This is a genomic window from Bacillus sp. JJ722 (assembly GCF_036963345.1).
Taxonomy (GTDB): domain Bacteria; phylum Bacillota; class Bacilli; order Bacillales; family DSM-1321; genus Bacillus_AD.
In genome coordinates this window covers 1-869 of record NZ_JBALMO010000317.1, presented here as the reverse complement: position 1 = coordinate 869, position 869 = coordinate 1, and the positions used below count along the sequence as shown (strand labels likewise).

Genomic DNA, 869 nt, shown 5'->3' with positions numbered 1-869 from the left:
TAAAGTTTCACTTTATAGTAAGGAGTTAATGTGTAATGGATCAACCGATGCTACTATGGGATTTGGACGATACGATCATTATTACAAATCCAGAATTTGAAAAAACAAATAGTTACTGTGCAAATCTTCTTTCAAAAGAAATTTATGGCGATGATCGTGCGAAACAAGAACTTTTGCATATGCAAAGAATTTTAGACTTAAAGATGGTTTCAGAATTTGGGTTCATCCGTTCACGCTATTTAAATAGCTGGTTAGAAACATCTCATACTTATTTCGAGCAACATGGTTTAGCTCCACATCCAACCTTGTTGAACGAGATTATTGAAGCTGTAGGGGATATATATGTGCGTAAATATGAAAATGTTCCTGAATCAATCGAGGTCATTGAAAGTTTAAAAAATAAAGGTTTTTCAATGGCAGTATTAACGGCAGGAGAAGAGGAAGTACAGAGGAAGCGTGTAATCGAATCAGGTGTAGCTGATTTTATGGATGACATTCATGTTTATCCGTATAAAACACCCGAAACTCTCCAAGAAGTAATGGTGAAACATAGTAAGAAAAATTATGTGATGATAGGTAATTCTTTAAAGAGCGATATTTACCCAGCCTTAGCTAATAATATTTTGGGAATTCATGTAGTAAAAGAAACTTGGCAAGCCGATCAGTATGATATAGATGTTACAAATCCACTGTATAAGCCAATTCAAAATTTAATGGAAATACCAAATTTGTTGAAAACATCTTAATAGGAATTAAACAAAAGCAATTTTATTACTAGCTGTTATAAAATTGCTTTTTTAGTAGGCTACAACATATATAGCTTCCCAAAGGGAAAAGGGATAATTTGAATAAATAGACATATACTATAG

General features: G+C 32.6%; 1 protein-coding gene. It reads left to right on the top strand.

The annotated features are described in order from the left end of the window. The first annotated feature begins 35 nt into the window (after nt 1-35). Nucleotides 36-746 (top strand): HAD family hydrolase, encoded by a 711-nt coding sequence (locus tag V7014_RS24900; protein WP_335511426.1) that lies wholly within the window; start codon nt 36-38, stop codon nt 744-746. Nucleotides 747-869 lie beyond the last annotated feature (123 nt).